Below are 18,848 nucleotides of genomic sequence, written 5' to 3'. Positions count from 1 at the left end.
CATTGGCGGATATTTTTATGTATTAATACCATCAGTTATTTTAAACTGGCCTTGAGGTATTCACGATTCATACGGGCAATGTTTTCTAAAGATATCCCTTTAGGGCATTCGACCTCACAAGCCCCAGTATTGGTACAATTACCAAATCCTTCTACATCCATTTGGTTGACCATTTTCATTACGCGATCTGCAGCTTCCACTTGTCCTTGAGGTAAAAGCGCAAATTGAGATACTTTTGCTGAGACAAATAGCATTGCTGATGAGTTTTTACAGGTAGCTACACATGCCCCACATCCAATGCATGTAGCTGCATCAAATGCACGATCTGCATCATGTTTTGGGATTGGGATTGCATTAGCATCTTGGGTATTACCAGAAGTGTTCACAGAAATAAAACCTCCAGCATGCTGAATTCTGTCGAAAGAACTACGGTCAACTACTAAGTCTTTTATAATTGGAAATGCTTTAGCTCTGAAAGGCTCAATATAAATCGTATCTCCATCTTTGAACATACGCATGTGTAATTGGCATGTCGTTACTCCACGATCGGGACCGTGAGCTTCTCCATTAATATAAAGGGAGCACATTCCACAGATACCTTCACGGCAATCGTGATCGAATGCAACTGGATCTTCACCTTTTTCAATTAACTGGTCGTTTAGAACATCCAGCATTTCCAAAAAAGACATATCGGGTGAAACATCGTCAATTTTATATTCAACTAGTTTCCCCTTATCTTGGGCGTTTTTCTGACGCCATATTTTGAGTGTTAGTTTCATGTTAATACTTTTTTGCAAAGTGCGATGGGATTTGTGTCCGAGCACTTTTTTATTTATAGCTTCTCTGTACCAGTTTTACGTTTTCAAATGTTAGGTCTTCTTTATGTAGTTCTGCTTCTCTTGGATTACCCTTGTATTCCCAAGCAGCTACATAAGCAAAGTTTTTATCATCACGTTGAGCCTCGCCTTCTTCGGTTTGGTATTCTTCACGGAAGTGACCCCCACATGATTCATTTCGATGAAGTGCGTCCTTTGCAAAAAGTTCGCCTAATTCTAGGAAATCAGCTACTCTAAGTGCTTTTTCCAATTCCTGATTGAAACCATTGATGTCTCCTGGAACTTTGACATCTTTATAAAATTCTTCACGTAAAGCTGCAATCTCATCCATGGCCTCTGTTAAACCTTTTGCATTGCGTGCCATACCTACTTTGTCCCACATGATTTTCCCAAGCTTTTTATGGAAATAATCAACCGAATGGGTTCCATTATTATTGCTTAGACGTTCTATTTGTGAGCGTACATTTTTCTCTGCTTCCTCGAATTCTGGTAAATCGGTAGAAATTTCACCCGTACGAATATCCTTAGAAAGGTAGTCTCCGATTGTATATGGTAGAACAAAATACCCGTCTGCAAGACCTTGCATAAGAGCTGAAGCTCCCAAACGATTCGCACCGTGATCAGAGAAATTAGCTTCACCTATAGAGTAGCATCCTTCCACTGTAGTCATTAGGTTGTAGTCTACCCAAATTCCTCCCATAGTGTAATGAACGGCAGGGTAAATCATCATTGGGGTTTCGTATGGATTATCATCTACAATTTTCTCATACATTTGGAAAAGGTTGCCATATTTGTTGGCGATTACCTCTTTTCCCAATTTTTGTACTAATTGGGAATCATTTTCATCTAAATGCTTTATACGAGCTTGTTCTTTGCCATATCGTTCGATGGCGGATGCGAAATCAAGGTATACTGCCTCGCCAGTTTTGTTTACACCGTAGCCTGCATCACAACGTTCTTTCGCTGCCCTAGAAGCTACATCACGAGGGACTAAATTTCCAAATGAAGGGTATCGTCTTTCAAGATAGTAATCTCTATCTTCTTCAGCAATTTGCGTAGGTTTTAGACGGCCTTCACGGATTGCTTGTACGTCTTCAATTTTTTTAGGTACCCAAATACGACCATCATTACGAAGTGATTCCGACATTAACGTAAGTTTAGACTGGTGATCACCTGAAACTGGAATACAAGTGGGGTGGATTTGGGTGTAGCATGGGTTCGCAAAGTAAGCACCTTTTTTGTGGATCTTCCAAGCTGCTGTTACATTACTACCCATTGCATTAGTTGAAAGGAAAAATACGTTTCCATAACCACCAGATGCAATTACAACTGCGTGTGCAGAATGACGTTGAATTTCACCTGTAACAAGATTACGTGCAATTATTCCACGAGCCTTACCGTCTACAACTACTAAGTCTAGCATTTCATGACGGTTGTACATTTTTATTTTTCCACGTCCTATTTGACGGTTCATTGCCGAATAGGCCCCTAAGAGTAATTGTTGTCCGGTTTGTCCTTTTGCATAAAAAGTACGAGAAACAAGCGTTCCACCAAAAGAACGGTTGTCCAAAAGACCACCATATTCTCGGGCTAGCGGTACACCTTGTGCTACACACTGGTCTATAATATTGGCAGATACCTCGGCTAAGCGATGAACATTTGCCTCTCTTGCTCTATAATCTCCTCCTTTTACAGTGTCGTAGAATAAGCGATGAACAGAATCACCATCACCTTGGTAGTTCTTTGCTGCATTAATACCTCCTTGGGCTGCAATAGAATGAGCCCTACGTGGAGAATCTTGAAAGCAGAAAGCCTTTACGTTATATCCTAGCTCGGCAAGAGTAGCGGCTGCTGAACCACCAGCTAGTCCGGTACCGACAATAATGACGTCAATATTACGTTTATTGGCCGGGTTTACAAGATTTATTTTGTTTTTATAATCAGCCCACTTAGAAGCAATTGGGCCTTGAGGTATTTTAGAATCTAATGCCATAATAGTTACTGTTAGGATTACTTAAGAAAGTGAATGTACAATGGTATAATAGCGAATAGTAAGGGAACTATTATTGCAAATCCTTTTCCAAGTCCTTTAATGAATCCGTTATACTTCGGGTTATTGATTCCTAAAGATTGGAAAGCACTACTAAAGCCATGCAATAAGTGAAACGCTAACACCAACATGGAGAATACATAGAATAGAGTGAAGTATAGACCGTATTTGGCATCCTTAAAGAAATCAATAGTAATCTTATGAAGATCTTTGTAAAGCTCCCCCATTTTGACATTAACTTGAGCATTGTATAGCTCAGTACCATTTTTTATTTCCAGTTGTTTAGGGAAATTTGCATCATCGGCCTCACCTGCTTTTTTTACTTGTTCAACAGGGAAGAACTGACCAGTTTGTCTACCAATATAAAAATCTTGTGGCATGCCAGGTTGTACCTCTATGGTTTGAACCATAAGAGGCATATTTTTATCAAAATGCATCTTCGCCCAGAAGTTTATCATGTGTGTGGCAATAAATACTAGTACTAATGTACCCAATATTGCCATATTACGAGAAGCCCAAGCGCTGTTAGCAGCGGCGTTGTTCTTAGCATAACCGATTGGGCGCGCTTTTTTATTTTGAATAGTCAGTACGATTCCATCTATTGCGTGGAAAACAATCGAGATGTACGTGAGATACGATAGAATTTTTACTGCTGGATTGGTTGTCATAAATAGAGCATACTCATTAAACTGCAGTGCCGTTCCAAAAATTAGCTGCAAGTTTCCTGCTAAATGACCTACCAAAAACAAGCATAAAAATAAACCTGTAAGAGCCATCCAGTACTTTTTTGCTACTGATGACTTTAAGAGTGCAGATTTTGCCATATAACTTTGATGGTTTTGTTGTTTAAATTAATCAAACAAAAATAAGAGTAAATACAATGTGTTACAACCCTGAAAGCCTTATTTATAATGAATTTAAAAAATGAAAAATGATTGTCAGAATTGTCGTAAAAAATAAGATTTCTAATAAGTCCTAGTTACATCTTCGTCGATTACCAAGATAAAATCAGCCTTGTTTAAATATTGTTTATCGAGTGAATTTATAGATGACTGAGTGACCGTTGCAATTGTGATTAGTTTTAAAGAAGGCTGCCATTTTTTTAGGTACCAATAAATTCCTTCATAATCATCGCTATGATAGCTTCCATTGTAATGGATGAAAAGTGATCCCTGAATGTGATTTTCTAGTATGTTGTGAGCCATTGTAGCGTCCTTTAGAGCTTGCGCCTTTGGAAGGTTTTCACCACCATGGCCTCCCATCATTTCAATCATTTTAACATATCCAGGCAGTGTTGAGTCATAAGGTATGGGTAAGGGAGCAATCCACTTTTTTTCATTTGAAGGTAAAGAGTTTAATGCTTCGAAACCTTCACGAAAAACCATACTGGCATACCTGCGTGGGACGTTTGTAGCTATAAATGGAGTTCTGTTATTTTTAGCAAAATCCACCAAAGGTTTGTAGTCTGTTTTATGGTTATTCCATAGACGTGCCAAGGTGTCCAATCCTTTTTGAGTTATTTCACCCTTCAGGTATTGGTTAAGCGCTTGTTGATTGTCTGTTTCGATCATTTCCGCACCTAGAATTAGTGCTCTTTTTTGGGCTATATCTTTAGTGAATTCTAATTGAAGCCAATGAACAATTGAGTTATCATGAAATTCTCCAAAAAGTACAATATCAACCTTTTTGGTATTTTTTAAAAGCTTACTGTAAGATGTTTTTTTACCTTTTGAATTGTAAAACTGATAAGGAGCTTTATTTTGGCCTAAAAATGTCGATGACCAAAGTAGTGTGATGCCTGCAAGAAATAGTTTCTTCATTTGTTGGAATATTAAATTAGCTAGCACTGCAGGCAAACTTATGTATTTTAAAAAGATTGCCTTATGTCGTTTAAATCGAAAGAATTTTGGAGATTATTTAACCTCCAAAATTCTTTTTTCTATAGAACCTTTTGTTACAAATTCAACTGTATACTTCCCTTTAGGAAGATACATTTTTCCATTTCCAACTTTGTCTATTATGGCATTTTTATGACGTTTGTTGTAGGCATTTTTGCCTTCTGTAGAGATGGATAGGTCATAAGAGATGTAATTAAATCCTTTTTCAGCTTGATATGTAAATGTCTGTAATGCTATGTTATCTTCAGAGTATACAGTGATTTTGATGCTATTATCTTGAGAAGCATATGCTGTAAAGGACGAGGATGGCTCAAAGGCCTCGCTCCACCTGTTCCAAGTATTTCCCCAACGATTAGAATGACGAACAGGATCAATTTCAAAAGGATAAAAGACTTGATCTTGAACTGCTGCTTTCATTTTCTGAAGTGGAGCAATGTTGGCTTTGTAAATACTTCTTCCGTGTGTTCCTAGTAGTAAATCCTTTGCCTCAGGTTGAATTACTAGGTCATGAATTGCAACGTTAGGTAGGCCTTTGCTGAAAGGATTCCAGCTCTCCCCCATATCAAATGAGATATAAGCTCCATTGTCAGTTCCCACATAAAGAACTTGTTCATTTTCTGGATCTTCCTTTATAACATTCACAGGAGATGCCGGAATGTTAGTTTTTATATTATCCCACGTTTTTCCGTAATCCTCACTTTTGAATATGTAGGTGTTAAAATCGTCAAACCTGTATCCGTTAAGTGTAACATAAACTCGTTCTTTTTTGTGTTGAGATGCTATAACGCGGCTTACCCATAATTCATTTGGGAAGGAGTTGTAAATAAGTTGCCAATTAGCACCTCCATCTCGAGTAACGTGTACCATTCCGTCATCGCTACCTGTATAAATTAGACCGAATTCGAAAGGTGATTCTGATATTGAAGTTAGTGTTCCATAAGCCACATTTCCTTTTTTACCCCCATTGGTAAGATCACCTGAAATAGCAGTCCATTCATTACCTTGTGTTAATGAGCGGTGTAATTTGTTGCTACCAAAATAGACAATGTCTTGGTTGTGCGGAGAAAGAAGTATAGGTGTTTGCCAATTGAAACGATAGGGGCTTTCACCCAACTGATGCTTTGGTTGAATGTAAGTTCGTTCGCCAGTTTTTAGGTTGAATCGGTAATAGTTTCCAAATTGAAAGCCGGTGTAGATTATTGAAGGGTTGCGTTTATCAATTTGAATCTGCATTCCGTCACCTCCAATTATACTTTTCCAAGGATAAGCTCCTTCTTGGTGCCATTCTCTATTCATTGGTGCATTGTGGGCTCCCATCCAGACACCATTATCCTGTAAACCACCATAAACATTATAGGGTTTTTGATAGTCTATGTTAATTGCATAAAATTGTCCAACAGGAATTGAATTGTTTTTAATCCAAGTCTCACCATCATCATATGAAATATTTAGCCCCCCATCATTTCCGTTGATAATATGCCCTTCTTTGTTAGGGTTTACCCAAATTGAGTGATGATCCACATGTACATTTTCACGATTAATAGAAACCCATGTTTTTCCACCATCGGGAGATTTTATAATTGGAACTCCTCCTACATAAACTTTGTTTTTGTTATTAGGATCTACGGCAATTTGTGCAAAATAATATCCATAACTAAAGAATACACCATCCAGATAATCATCATGTGTTTTAGTCCATGTTTTTCCACCATTGTCACTGCGGAAAACTTCTGCTCCAATAACCGGAGTGTCAAAAAGCATTGCATTGGCATCTTCCAAATATTTCGCTAAATCCACTGGAGCTACTGCGCCACTGCGAACCATTTGTTTTACGTTATCTGCGCGATATTTTTCTTGAAAGCCATTTGTACGCAAAAAGGAATTTAGTTTCTTGTCTTCTATTTGCAGAAATTCTTCGGAAGACATGTTTTTAAAATCATTTTTTGAGAGAGCACCACTTAAGTCTGTTTTCTTATCATCTGGTCTTAAATACTGATTATCATGGACTGCATAAACAGTGTTGTCATCAAACACGGAAAGTCCTATCCTCCCAACGCCTTCACCAGTTGGAAATCCACTACCTTCTACTGATATTTTTGTCCAAGTATTCCCAGCATCAGTACTTTTGTAGATGGCTGAATGATTTCCGTTGCCAGAAAAGTGCCATGCTTTTCTATCTTTTTCCCAAGCTGCAGCATAGACAATGTTAAAATTTTTTGGAGAAACTGCTACATCAATAATTCCAGTTTGGTCATTAATATATAATGTTTTGTTCCAAGTTTTTCCACCATCAAATGTTTTATAGATTCCCCGCTCACTATTGGAGGAATATAAGTGACCTGTAACACCTATAATTACTTCATCAGGTTGATTAGGGTTAATTAGAATTCGACCTATATGGTGGGAGTCAGGTAGTCCCATATGTTGCCATGTCTGACCTTTATCGGTAGATTTTAAAATTCCTATACCTGCGTAAGAAGAACGAGAAGCATTATTTTCACCTGTACCAGCCCAAATGGTGCCATTTTTCCAATCAACAGCTATGTCGCCTAAATTTTGAGTGGACGAATTATCCATTACTGGGGTAAAACTAACCCCGTTATTATTGCTGTACCATAATCCTCCTGAAGCATATGCTACATAAAATTCTGTAGGATTGTTCGGATTCACATCTACATCAACCACACGACCGCTCATTACAGTGGGTCCTATGTTTGTAAAAGGAACATTTTTAACTAAGGAAGTCTCTTGCATTTTAGCCTTTTGTTCTAAGGCCTTTTGAACCTCTGAGGCTGGTGTGGGTGCTTGCTGAGCCCATAGGGTTGTAGCAACCCATAGATAACTTAGGATGAATATTTGCTTCTTCATTGTAAGGATGTAAAAGTTAATTAGCGAGTGAAAGGTACTTATTGTTAAAAAAATGCCAAAACTTTTAGAGGAAGTTTAACAAAAACAATGAAAATGGAATGTAATCCAAACTTAAGTAAATTTTGGAAGGGTAAAATTGGGTAGGCTGTACTCCAATTTGTATTTTTGTGAGATAGCATATGTTGCGATAATCTTATTGAATTATAACTTATAAACTCTAATTAAGAATCATGAAATATCACCCAATCGATTCGCAGTTATTTGTGAAAAATAGAGCTAAATTTATGGCACAGATGAAACCCAAAAGTTTGGCTGTTTTCAATTCTAACGATATTTACCCAATAGGTGCTGATAGTACCATGCCTTTTCAGCAAGCAAGAGATATTTTTTATTTAAGTGGTGCGGACCAGGAAGAAACAATTCTATTATTGTTTCCTGAGGCAAAAAACCCTAAACATCGTGAAATTCTTTTTGTTAGAGAAACTAATGAGCATATAGCTATTTGGGAAGGGGAGAAATTGTCTAAAGAAGCTGCTTTTGCTGTTAGCGGTATTAAAACAGTGTATTGGTTAACTGAGTTTAATAAAGTTTTTCATGACCTTATGACTGAGGTTGAAAATATATACTTCAATACTAATGAACATTATCGTCAAGCGGTAGAAACACAAACAAGAGAGGATCGTTTTATTGAGTGGTGTAAAAAGAAATATCCTGCTCATAAATGGGAGAGAAGTAATCCAATTTTACAGCAAATTAGAGGTGTAAAGGAGGTGCAAGAATTAGAATTATTACAAACAGCTTGCGACATAACTGAAAGAGGATTTAAACGCGTTCTTTCATTTATTAAGCCGGGTGTGATGGAGTATGAAATTGAGGCCGAATTTATGCATGAATTTTTGCGTAACCGATCGAAAGGATTTGCTTATACACCAATTATAGCATCTGGATTTAATGCAAATGTATTGCACTATATAGAAAATAATCAAATGTGTAAAGATGGTGACATGTTGCTTATGGATGTGGGAGCTGAGTATGCCAATTACAGTAGTGATATGACCCGTACTGTTCCGGTAAATGGTCGATTTACGGCTCGTCAAAAAGATGTTTACAATGCGGTATTAAGAGTAAAAGATGAGGCTACTGCTATGCTCCTACCTGGGACCGATTGGGCTGAATACCATAAGGAGGTAGGAAAAATAATGACAGCTGAATTATTAAACTTAGGGTTACTAGATAAAGCTGATGTGCAAAATGAAAACCCTGATTGGCCGGCATATAAGAAATATTTTATGCACGGCACTAGTCATCATTTGGGATTAGATACTCACGATTATGGTGCCCTTAAAACTCCAATGGTTGCTAATATGGTGTTTACTGTAGAGCCTGGAATATATTTACCTAAGGAAAACATGGGAATCCGTTTGGAAGATGATGTAGTAATACAAGAAAATGGAGCTCCAATAAATCTAATGAAAAATATTCCGATAACGGTAGAAGAAATAGAAGATTGGATGAATAAATAAGTAGTTAAAAGCCCTGTAAATCAGGGCTTTTTATTTTTAATCTAATTTATCCGTAAGTTTTTGAAATACCTTTTTAGCATCCTTCCCTTCATACAAGATTTCATAAACAGCGTTTAGAATAGGTGTTTTGCCTTTGCGTTTGTGTTCAACATTTATAAGATGAGCGCTTTTAGTTGCGTAATATCCTTCGGCTATCATATTCATTTCCATCATAGCGCTTTTTACGGTATACCCTTTTCCTATCATATTACCAAACATACGGTTTCGGCTAAAAATTGAATATCCAGTTACTAGTAAATCTCCCAAATATGCTGAATTATTAATGTTGCGTTTCATTCTGTGAATTCGTTTTATAAAACGTCTCATTTCCCTGATTGCATTGCTCATGAGTACACTTTGAAAATTATCGCCATAACCTAGTCCATGAGCAATACCGGCAGCTATGGCATAAATATTTTTAAGAACTGCTGCATATTCTGTGCCAATGATATCATCAGTGATTTTAGTTTTGATATAGTGCGAAGAAACACTTTTGGCTATGATTTTTGCTTTTTGTGCATCTGCACAAGCAATAGTGAGATAAGATAGGCGCTCAAGGGCGACTTCCTCCGCATGGCAGGGACCCGTAATTACCCCAATATTATCATAAGGAATTTGATATTTTTCATGAAAATGCTCACCAACAATTCGTCCAGTTTCGGGTACAATACCTTTTATAGCCGAGAATATTACTTTTCCTTCTAAAGAGACTGTGAGTTTTTCCAATTCACTACTTAAAAAAGCTGAGGGAACTGCAAATATAATGTAGTCTGCATAAGTGACAGCTTCGTTGATATCATTAGTGAGTAATAGCTTATCTGTGTTAAATTCAACCGAGCTAAGATAATTAGGGTTGTGTTTTGCATTGAGAAGATGTTCTTTAGCGTACACACTTCTCATATACCATCCAACCTTCGATTCATTGGTAGTTAACATTTTTACTATGGCAGTGGCCCAGCTTCCTCCGCCAATAACCGCATATTTTATATTCGTTTCCATGTTTATAAAATGAGTGACTTTACTGTGTATAATTTAGGGGTCATTTTGGAAAAGACAGTATCGTTATAAAGAACCAAAAGTACACAAAATATTTCCTTTGGGGTAATGGTTGGTGTTAAGCAAAGATTGTTTTTGGCACGGAAGTTGGTTTTTAAGTTGAAAAAGGATGTATAACCTAATAAATAGATGGCCTATGAAAACTGTAAAACTACTCTTTGGAATACTATTGGTAAGTGTGTTAACCACGTCCTGCTATACAGAAGTAGTAGTGGATGATGACCATGTAATTGATCCTCCAGGAATGACCCTTGGTCAATTGTTGACCTCATATGATTTGTGGTATGTAAATATAGATCAAACTACAGGTTATGGAGAAGTTCCTTTTCTGCAAAAGGCCTTTACTATTACATTTGATTATGGCGTTTTAATGGCTAATAATAATTTAGCTGGAATAGGTAAAACTGGGAATGGATATGGAATAGATGTTGGGTACTACTCTACATCGGGGACTACGGTACGTATTGATCATGATGCTGATGGAATTTGGAACCTTGAAGTGTATCAATTAAGTGGTAATCGTATACGAATTTATGATAGAGGAAGTAGTACATCTTATTACCTAACAGGTTACCAACGAAATGAATTCGATTATAATTACGTGTTCTATGATAACATTCGTTACTATTTGCAAGAATACCAGGCATGGGAGAAGATTTATACTAGCGATCAAGGAACAGTAAATCTTTTTGATGAAGAAAATTTCTTGAAATTTTTAGCTGGAGGAAATGATGACACTTTTAGATCATCTACTGATCAGTTTGGCACGAATATTGGTAGTGTATATTGGGATTATGAAGGGATTTATACAATCTATAATGTGCAAGGAAATGCCATGAAGAAAGTTTTAACATTAGATTATGATTCCCTAGACAATGAGTACTTTGAGTTGACCGTTATTAATGAAAACACTATTGAGTTGTATCATCCTTATTCAGAAACGGTGTATAGATTTAGAGGTGTTGGGTACATTCAGTATCTCAGAAATAGTGAAACGAAAAAAAGAGTAAAAGAAACATATCCGGATTTCAAACCGGAGCAATTTAAAAAAGTTAGTTAAGTTATTTGGTTGGTTATTTAGTTAGGAAGCCGCTCTTGCAAATTATGTAAGGGCGGTTTCTTTTTGGAAGAAAATGTATCTTAGCGGTTTCAATTAGAAATACATTATGAAATCCATAACTTCTAACCTACTTTTTAGAGTTTTTATAGCGATACTCGCAGGTATGTTGCTAGAACCCTATATGCCAATGGCTGTTCGTCGAATTTTGGCTACGTTTAATACTGTTTTTAGTGAATTTTTAGGATTTTCGATTCCGCTTATAATTCTTGGATTGGTGGCCCCTGCAATTGCTGATCTGGGGAAGGGAGCTGGAAAAATGCTATTACTTACAGCAGCCATAGCCTATGGTTCTACACTATTTTCTGGATTTATGACGTATGCTGCCGGTATAAGCATATTTCCTGGATTAATTGAAGCGACACCTGATGCATCCTCAGTTGTAGGTTCAGCTAAAGAATTAAAATCATATTTTTCTATCAGTATCCCTCCTTTGATGGGGGTCATGACTTCCTTGGTACTTTCGTTTTTGATTGGAATGGGTCTTTCTTTTCAAGAAGACTCTGCTTTGGGTAAAAGTATTCAAGATTTTCAAAAAATTATAATTGGTCTGATCGATAAGGTAATTATCCCTATTTTGCCTTTGTACATATTAGGCATTTTTGTGGGAATATCATTTAGTGGTCAAGTGTTTCAGGTGTTAAGTGTTTTTGTGAAAATAATTGGGGTTATTTTTGCATTACATGTACTTTTACTTTTGTTACAATATATTATAGCTGGGTTCCTAACAAGAAAGAACCCATTAAGATTATTGTGGACAATGCTACCAGCATATGCCACTGCTTTGGGAACTCAATCTTCTGCGGCGACTATACCTGTAACTTTGGAACAGGCAAAAAAAAATGGGGTTTCAGATCGCATAGCAGGTTTTGTTATCCCACTTTGTGCAACAATTCATTTATCTGGAAGTACCATGAAAATTGTGGCCTGTGCTATGGCACTTATGCTAATGCAAGGAATGCCTTTTACCTTCTCTCTATTTGCAGGTTTTATATTTATGTTGGGAATTGCAATGGTTGCTGCTCCTGGGGTACCAGGTGGAGCAATAATGGCTGCAATAGGAATATTACAGAGTATGTTGGGCTTTAATGAAGAAGCTCAAGCTTTAATGATTGCATTATATATTGCAATGGACAGTTTTGGTACTGCCTGTAATGTGACAGGAGATGGTGCGATAGCAGTGATTGTAAACAGTATTACTGGGAAGAAGGAGCTTGCTTAACGATAAAAGTTCATTTCATCTATATAATTCCAGACTTTACTCGGGAGTAGGGGCTTGATGTTTTTACCATTTTTAATTTCTTCTCGAATAAATGTGGCTGAAATTTCCATTATTGGGGCTTTAATCCGGTGAATGTTAGTTTCGGGTACCATTGATTGTTCAAGATTAGAGGTTAACCGGGGATAAACATAAATTTGATGGTGCTCCAATATTGCCTGATAATTTTTCCATTTATGGAAGCTATTAAGGTTATCTTCGCCCATTATTAGCGCAAATTCGTAATTAGGATGTTTTTCTTGAAGATATGCTAATGTGTGTGTGGTATAATTCGGCTGGGGTAATCTAAACTCAATGTCAGAGGGTTTTAATTTGTCATAACCTTCAATGGCAAGATACACCATTTCAAGTCTATGGTAATTATCCAGAAGACTAGTCTTTTTTTTAAACGGGTTGTGAGGTGTAACAACCAACCATATTTCATTTAGATCGCTATGCTCGGCAATATGATTGGCAATAGCTAAATGGCCAATATGAATGGGATTAAAAGTGCCAAAAAACAGACCTATTTTTTTCATGTAGGTTTTGTGGCTTTTCATAATTTATTCTGCTTTTGGATTAACAAACCCGTCCACCAATTCTTCGGCCTCTGCAAGTGCAGTTGCAAGATCATAATTTTTGATAATTCTGTCAAATTGTGGGGCAGTTGCAAGTTCTACAGATGCTTTTGCAATTCGCATATTGATCTTGTCTTCACTTTCAGTTTTACGTTGCTTAAGTCTGATTTTTAGTTCGTCGATACTAGGAGGTTTTACAAATACAGCCAGCGTTTCTTCTGGAAGTTTTTTCTTTATTCTTAAACCACCTGCCACGTCAATATCGAATATAACATTTTTTCCTAGAGACCATATTCGTTCTACTTCAGTCTTTAGAGTACCGTAAAAGTTATCTCTGTAGACTTCTTCCCATTCTAAAAAGTCCTCATTTTTGATGTGGTTTTTAAATTCCTCAAGGGAAAGAAAATAGTAATCTTTGCCGTTTTCTTCTTCTCCTCTTGCCTCTCGTGTAGTGGCTGAAACTGAAAATTCAAGATTTAGTTTTTCAATCCCCAATAAATGTTTGACAATAGTAGTTTTACCGCTTCCTGATGGAGCAGAAAATACAATTAGTTTTCCACCTTTGCCTTTGGTCTTTTCTTTATTCATAGGATATTTTAGGTCGGCTATAATACGTTGAGTATTTGCTCTTTAATTTTTTCTAATTCATCCTTCATTTGGACTACTAATTGTTGCATAGGGGCATAATTGGCTTTAGATCCCATTGTGTTAATTTCACGACCAATTTCTTGACAGATGAAACCTAACTTTCGGCCATTAGAGTCAGCAGTATTAAGGGTGTTTAAAAAATAGTCAAGATGGTTTTCTAAACGGACTTTTTCTTCTGTTATGTCAAATTTTTCCAAGTAAAAAATCAATTCTTGTTCAAATCTATTCTCGTCTACTTTTTCTCGGATATCTGAAACGGCCCTGTCAAGTCTTTCACGAACCATTTGTAGTCGATCGGGGTCCATTAATTTAACATCTTCCAGTAGTGATTTTATATTTCCTATACGCAATTCAAATTCTTTTTTAAGGGAAGAACCTTCTTCGCTTCGGAATGTAGAAATAGCCTCTATGGCTTCTTTTAATGCTTTAAGTATGGAAGTGTATTCTTTTTCATCTAGCTCTTCACGAGAAGTTTTCAAGGCGTCTGGCATTCGCACAGCCATTTTAAGCAATTCAGTTTGATCACCATCCACCACATTTTTTAGTTGAGAGATATAAGCTCTAATGATTGCCTCATTAAGTTGACTACTTGTTTCTTCTCCAGTGACTTCGATGTATAGACTAAAGTCAATTTTTCCTCTTTCTAATGCTGAAGCAATAAGGTTGCGCATTTCTAATTCCTTTTCACGATATACTGAAGGTATACGCGCATTAAGGTCAAGACTCTTGCTATTGAGTGATTTTAACTCAATAGTAATTTTTTTGGTAGGAAGTTGTATTACACTTTTCCCAAAACCTGTCATAGATTGTATCATGAAGTACAATGATTTTGCGCAAAGGTAAGTAAACCATTTGGTTTGGAGCAACTGCTTACAATGTTCGCAAATATTCTGCTATTGCACGAGCGTCTTCTTCACTGATATTTTGATTGAGCATTGGAGTACGATTATACTCTTCAAATAATGCCTCTGCAATAGGGTCTTCTTTTATCATTCGCTCTGGATTGATAATCATATTCATCACCCATTCTGGACTTCTTTTTGTGTAGATGCCTTTCATAGCAGGGCCAATAAATTTTTTATCAGGGAAATGACAAGTTGTACATTTTTGTTGAAAAATAATTCTTCCTTTTTCAACTAAGGATGAATTTATGATGGGATCGAATGAGACCTGTGAGATAGGACCGACTCCCTTGTTGGATAAATCTACTGGTGTTTTTTTTATTTTAGTTTGAGTAGGTGTAGTTGTTTCTTTTTGGGTGCGTTGATATTGAAACCCTTCTTTGTTATCTTGCTTATTTGCGCAAGAAAAAAGTAAGATTAATAAACTTAGTACAAGTAGGTTTTTCATAAAAAATAATTAAGTCATAAAGCTACAAATTATTCTGCGGATAACCCTGCTATTTCTTCAACAAAATGGAAACTCCTCTTTTCATTATAATAGGTGTTTTGGATGTCGTAGAAACCTACATGACCTCCGTATTCAGTTGTTTCTAGAAATAGTGTTTTATGTTCTTTTGCTATGGATATTGGATAACAACTGGAGGAAAGAAAGCTGTCATTAGCAGCGTTTAAAATTAATGTAGGGATGTTTATATTGTGAAGAACAGAAAGAGAGCTACATTTAGTGTAGTAATCTAATGCATTGTCAAAACCATGTGCTTTTGAGGTATAAAGTTCGTCAAAATCCCTTAGGGTTTCAATTTTTTCGAGTAATTCATCTGAGATATAGTCAGGGAACGAAGATTGTTTTAATCTTAATTTGTCGATGAGGTTTTTACGGAATCTAATGGCATATGGTAAATTATACCATTGATGTAGTTTTATCATGGATCCATATAAGTCGCAAGGAACAGAGACTCCTACTGCTGCCTTTATGATAGAGGGGTGTTGTCTTTCTTCACCTAAATATTTCAATAATACATTTCCTCCAAGACTAAATCCTTTGGCAACAACTATATTGTATTTTTTTGTAGAAATATGTCTAAATATTTCCGCCAAATCATTGGTTACGCCAGAATGGTATGATTGATATAATAGGTTTGTTACTCCACTACAGCTTCTAAAGTTAACTGCGCATGCATCATACCCCCTTTGGTTAAAATATTTGGCGGTTCCAGTTATATAAGGACGTTGGGCATTTCCTTCTAATCCATGTAGTAATACAATCAATTTTCTAGAAGTTCCATTACTTGTAAAGCTCCAGTCTAAATCCATGAAATCACCATCATCCAAGATTAAACGTTCTCTAAATTGATTAATTCCTTGAACTGTGCGGTATACCCCAGACCAAATAGTAGAGAAGTGCCCATTTTTAAATAGATGGGGTGGGGAATATGTAGAGCTAAGAATAGGCATCTCATTTTTTTTTTAAATATACTATGCTTTTTATAAAAACACTTTATTTTTACAAAAAACTATGCGCGCATAATAAAGAAGCTATGTATTTAAAAGAGTTTGAAATTAGATGGAATGATATAGATGCTAATCGACATATGGCCAATTCGGCTTATATTAGTTTTGCGGCACATACCCGGATGTCATTTTTGGTGGAGAATGGGTTTGATCATAAGGTATTGGCTAATCATAACATAGGCCCTGTAGTGTTTTACGAACATATGTACTATTTTAAGGAAGTTTTTCCAGGGAAACCAGTAAGCGTATCACTGGAGCTTACAGGTCTTAGTGATGATGGTATGTTTTTTGAATTTAGGCACAATTTTTATGATTTTAAAGGGAGAAATGTAGCACATTGTGAAATGCTTGGTGCATGGATAGATCTAGGAGAACGTAGGCTAATTGGATTACCGGAGCCACTTGCCCGATTATTTGATGCAATAGCCCGTCCGGAAGATTTTAAAATTCTTACCAAGGAAGATACACGAAAATATGCTAAAAAACCGATAGATTTAAAATAGGCTAAATTAGATTCGGAACGGAATACTAAGCATTGTATTCCGTTTTCTTCTTCGTTACAAAATATACTCCAGTAAATACGAGTATGGCGGCGGTGATTTTAATCACATTCAAATGGTCACTACCAGTTATAACTGCAAATATAATTGCTATAAAAGGTTGTAAATATACAAATACACTTAAGGTTGAAGGCGATAATTCTTTGAGGGCCATCATATTGAGTAAATAGGTTAAAAAGGTAGTCCCTAATATTACATAGATCATCATCCAGATAGCCTTTGAAGGAAGTGATGACCACGCTACCTCACTAAATTCACTATAGGTTATAGGTAAGTTTATAATTAATGAAATCAGAAAGAACCACTTTAGTAGAGTGAAAGGGCGATATTTTTTCGTAAGGGGTTTTACCAAAACTAAATAAACTCCAAATGATGCTGCATTAATCATAAATAATGCATTACCTAAAGGTATATTAGGAGCATCACTGCGAATTTCACTTCCAAATAATACCAATACAAGAGCACCTACCAGTCCTAAGAAAATTCCAAAAACTTTTAAATAAGTTACTTTTTCTTTAAGAATAAAAGCGCCTAAAGCTAGGACTAATATGGGAGTAATGGTAATTATTACGGAGCTGTTAATGGGTGTTGAGAGACTTAGACCTTTAAAAAACATAAGCATGTTTATTACCATTCCAAAAATTGAACAAGCTATAATGCGAAGCCAATCAGCACGATCAATTTTTTCATTTTTTGTAAATAAACTTATAATCCAAAACAGTATTGCAGCACATAAAACACGTAACAAAATAAAACCAAACGGCTGAATATATTCAGGCATTAACCCTTTCGCAATTGAATGGTTCAGGCCGTATATAGTGGCTTCACCAGTTGCAGCAAGTAAAGCAAAGACTCTATTGTTCATGTAGGACTTCTTTAGCGGCCATTATTGTCTTGGTAGAGTTACCAATAAAAATGGTTTGGTTAATAACTATAATTGGTCGATTTAAAAATGTGTAATGCTCTAATATTAAAGATTTCATATCAGATTCAGAAAGCTTCTTATCCTTTAAGTTTCTTTCTTTATAGAGTCGTGCTCTTTTACTAAATAGTTTTTCGTAACTACCACTTAGTAAGTGTAAGGATTCTAACTCTTTTTCAGAGAGAGGTTGATTTTTAATGTCTTGTAGGATAAAATCATTGGGTAGTTCCAATTCTTTAAGTATGCGTTTACAGGTGTCACAAGAACTTAAGAAGTAAAAATGTTTCATCTTAGAATAGTAATAAGTTTTTAAGTTCCTCTATCGGGATGGAGATTGTTTTAGGCCCATCAGCATAAGAAGCTATTTCATACGGATTGTAATGAAGAATTAGTTCATTTTGAGTTAGACCAATGCTGGCAGGTAAATGAAAGCTATTTTCTTCAAACCAATAGCCTGCATCATTTAATGAGGCATCTGGAGTTAAGTTTTCTTGTTTCCTGAAATAGGTTTCAGCAAGTTCTTTTATCTTTTCTAAATCGCTAAAAAGAACACTATTATCCAATAATAAACCTGTTTGAGCATCAAAATTTAAAAAAGAAACATTTGATGATCCATGAGCGCCTCCAGTAAACATGTAGCTTTCAAAGGCAAGACTAATTATTGTTTTTGATTGATATGAAACTGAGCCAGTTATCATCGCTTCATAACCAAAGGATGAATCAGGAAATTTTTCTTTTAGAACTAAAAAGTCTTTAATAAAAGCGTCTACAGCTTGTTCAGCAGAGATTAGTGTTGTATTGTAGGTCTCGTCTGAATCTAAAACTTGAATGATATGTCTGTTGATTTCTTTATTGATATTGTGAGATATAGAATCACTTGCTACAATGTATGGGTAGGTAATAGATACTGTTGCACAGGTTTGTTCAAGGCAGTCATTGGATTGAGCTTCTAGTGTTTTTTCTGTAAAAGTAATATTTTGCTCTTTGGAACATGCAATAAATAAGCAACTTGCAAAAGCAAAGTAAAAAAATTTATTCATAAAAAAGGCTTGTGTGAGAATCGTTAGGCAAAGATACAACC

At 36.1% G+C, this 18,848-nt stretch carries 18 protein-coding genes; 4 read left to right on the top strand and 14 right to left on the bottom strand.

What is annotated here, in order from left to right; all coding sequences use genetic code 11:
* Positions 1-35 precede the first annotated feature (35 nt).
* The 5 genes from PT603_RS10665 to PT603_RS10645 form a co-directional block, all read right to left on the bottom strand.
* Positions 36-779, bottom strand: coding sequence for a succinate dehydrogenase/fumarate reductase iron-sulfur subunit (locus tag PT603_RS10665; RefSeq protein ID WP_008236639.1), 744 nt, complete (start codon positions 777-779; stop codon positions 36-38).
* A gap of 49 nt (positions 780-828) precedes the next feature.
* The gene (locus PT603_RS10660) at positions 829-2,829 is read right to left on the bottom strand and encodes a fumarate reductase/succinate dehydrogenase flavoprotein subunit (protein WP_008236641.1); all 2,001 of its coding nucleotides are present in this window, start codon (positions 2,827-2,829) and stop codon (positions 829-831) included.
* A gap of 17 nt (positions 2,830-2,846) precedes the next feature.
* Positions 2,847-3,710 carry a succinate dehydrogenase cytochrome b subunit gene (locus PT603_RS10655; RefSeq protein ID WP_008236643.1) on the bottom strand — a complete coding sequence of 288 codons (864 nt, stop codon included), beginning with the start codon at positions 3,708-3,710 and terminating at the stop codon, positions 2,847-2,849.
* 141 nt (positions 3,711-3,851) lie between these two features.
* On the bottom strand, positions 3,852-4,706 hold the full coding sequence (locus tag PT603_RS10650; RefSeq protein WP_008236645.1) for a ChaN family lipoprotein: 855 nt from the start codon (positions 4,704-4,706) through the stop codon (positions 3,852-3,854).
* A 93-nt stretch (positions 4,707-4,799) separates the two neighbouring features.
* Positions 4,800-7,652: a WD40/YVTN/BNR-like repeat-containing protein gene (locus PT603_RS10645; protein ID WP_008236647.1), complete on the bottom strand. Its 2,853-nt coding sequence runs from the start codon at positions 7,650-7,652 to the stop codon at positions 4,800-4,802.
* A 230-nt stretch (positions 7,653-7,882) separates the two neighbouring features.
* On the opposite strand from PT603_RS10645, the gene PT603_RS10640 reads away from it, so the two are divergent.
* Entirely contained in the window at positions 7,883-9,175 is a 1,293-nt protein-coding gene (locus PT603_RS10640; protein WP_008236649.1) for an aminopeptidase P family protein, read from the top strand.
* A 36-nt stretch (positions 9,176-9,211) separates the two neighbouring features.
* Here the strand turns inward: PT603_RS10640 and PT603_RS10635 are convergent, their stop codons facing one another.
* On the bottom strand, positions 9,212-10,213 hold the full coding sequence (locus PT603_RS10635; protein ID WP_008236651.1) for an NAD(P)H-dependent glycerol-3-phosphate dehydrogenase: 1,002 nt from the start codon (positions 10,211-10,213) through the stop codon (positions 9,212-9,214).
* Between the two features lie 193 nt (positions 10,214-10,406).
* Between PT603_RS10635 and PT603_RS10630 the strand changes: the two genes are divergently transcribed.
* Both PT603_RS10630 and PT603_RS10625 read left to right on the top strand, forming a co-directional pair.
* Positions 10,407-11,330 (top strand): hypothetical protein, encoded by a 924-nt coding sequence (locus PT603_RS10630; RefSeq protein ID WP_008236654.1) that lies wholly within the window; start codon positions 10,407-10,409, stop codon positions 11,328-11,330.
* 106 nt (positions 11,331-11,436) lie between these two features.
* Entirely contained in the window at positions 11,437-12,609 is a 1,173-nt protein-coding gene (locus PT603_RS10625) for a dicarboxylate/amino acid:cation symporter (protein ID WP_008236656.1), read from the top strand.
* Here PT603_RS10625 and nadD read toward each other — a convergent pair.
* Genes nadD through PT603_RS10600 form a run of 5 tightly spaced genes read right to left on the bottom strand, consistent with a single transcriptional unit; the run spans position 12,606 to position 16,228 of the window.
* On the bottom strand, positions 12,606-13,184 hold the full coding sequence (nadD, locus tag PT603_RS10620) for a nicotinate (nicotinamide) nucleotide adenylyltransferase (protein WP_008236658.1): 579 nt from the start codon (positions 13,182-13,184) through the stop codon (positions 12,606-12,608). The genes PT603_RS10625 and nadD overlap by 4 nt on opposite strands.
* A gap of 24 nt (positions 13,185-13,208) precedes the next feature.
* Positions 13,209-13,811, bottom strand: a complete 603-nt coding sequence (gmk, locus tag PT603_RS10615) for a guanylate kinase (protein WP_008236660.1) — start codon at positions 13,809-13,811, stop codon at positions 13,209-13,211.
* A 17-nt stretch (positions 13,812-13,828) separates the two neighbouring features.
* Entirely contained in the window at positions 13,829-14,686 is an 858-nt protein-coding gene (locus PT603_RS10610) for a YicC/YloC family endoribonuclease (protein WP_008236662.1), read from the bottom strand.
* 55 nt (positions 14,687-14,741) lie between these two features.
* Complete coding sequence (locus PT603_RS10605) at positions 14,742-15,221, bottom strand: c-type cytochrome (RefSeq protein ID WP_008236664.1); 480 nt, start codon at positions 15,219-15,221, stop codon at positions 14,742-14,744.
* A 29-nt stretch (positions 15,222-15,250) separates the two neighbouring features.
* Positions 15,251-16,228 carry a YheT family hydrolase gene (locus PT603_RS10600; RefSeq protein WP_008236666.1) on the bottom strand — a complete coding sequence of 326 codons (978 nt, stop codon included), beginning with the start codon at positions 16,226-16,228 and terminating at the stop codon, positions 15,251-15,253.
* 83 nt (positions 16,229-16,311) lie between these two features.
* On the opposite strand from PT603_RS10600, the gene PT603_RS10595 reads away from it, so the two are divergent.
* Positions 16,312-16,788 carry an acyl-CoA thioesterase gene (locus tag PT603_RS10595; RefSeq protein WP_008236668.1) on the top strand — a complete coding sequence of 159 codons (477 nt, stop codon included), beginning with the start codon at positions 16,312-16,314 and terminating at the stop codon, positions 16,786-16,788.
* 25 nt (positions 16,789-16,813) lie between these two features.
* Here the strand turns inward: PT603_RS10595 and PT603_RS10590 are convergent, their stop codons facing one another.
* Genes PT603_RS10590 through PT603_RS10580 form a run of 3 tightly spaced genes read right to left on the bottom strand, consistent with a single transcriptional unit; the run spans position 16,814 to position 18,807 of the window.
* The gene (locus PT603_RS10590; RefSeq protein WP_008236670.1) at positions 16,814-17,710 is read right to left on the bottom strand and encodes a DMT family transporter; all 897 of its coding nucleotides are present in this window, start codon (positions 17,708-17,710) and stop codon (positions 16,814-16,816) included.
* Positions 17,700-18,056: an arsenate reductase family protein gene (locus tag PT603_RS10585; protein ID WP_008236671.1), complete on the bottom strand. Its 357-nt coding sequence runs from the start codon at positions 18,054-18,056 to the stop codon at positions 17,700-17,702. The genes PT603_RS10590 and PT603_RS10585 overlap by 11 nt, the downstream gene beginning before the upstream one ends.
* A 1-nt stretch (position 18,057) precedes the next feature.
* The gene (locus PT603_RS10580; RefSeq protein ID WP_008236673.1) at positions 18,058-18,807 is read right to left on the bottom strand and encodes a DUF3298 and DUF4163 domain-containing protein; all 750 of its coding nucleotides are present in this window, start codon (positions 18,805-18,807) and stop codon (positions 18,058-18,060) included.
* Positions 18,808-18,848 lie beyond the last annotated feature (41 nt).

Source organism: Imtechella halotolerans, assembly GCF_028743515.2.
In the GTDB taxonomy this organism is placed as follows: Bacteria; Bacteroidota; Bacteroidia; order Flavobacteriales; family Flavobacteriaceae; genus Imtechella; species Imtechella halotolerans.
The sequence above is the reverse complement of the archived record's forward strand: the minus strand, read 5'-3'. Positions and strand labels throughout refer to the sequence as shown.